Raw genomic sequence first — 270 nt, 5'->3', positions numbered from 1 at the left:
CGCGAGGCGTACCCGCCGTCCCTCTGCGGGCGCCCTAGAGTTTCGATCATGCCTACGCCCGCCAACATTGTCCCCATCGAAGCAGCGCGCCCGAAAGTGATCGAGTTCTTTGCTGGAGTCGGCCTCGCCCGCCTAGGTCTTGAAGCTGCTGGGTACAGAGTCGCTTGGGCAAACGACTACGAGCCGGACAAGCATGCGATGTACGAGGCTCATTTCCGGGACGCGGAGCGTGGAAACCACCACGTGTTTGAGCTGGGAGACGTGTTCAAG

1 protein-coding gene is annotated in these 270 nt (G+C 61.5%); it reads left to right on the top strand.

Going from position 1 to position 270, the window contains the following annotated elements:
* Positions 1 to 48: 48 nt before the first annotated feature.
* Positions 49 to 270 (top strand): DNA cytosine methyltransferase (locus ACZ3HH_RS30145; protein WP_465810253.1); only part of this gene is annotated, 222 nt, incomplete at its 3' end.

The sequence above is a fragment of the Pseudomonas sp. PME37.24/025 genome, from assembly GCF_055556615.1.
Note: the sequence above shows the minus strand (reverse complement) of the source record. Positions and strands in the feature narration are given on the sequence as shown.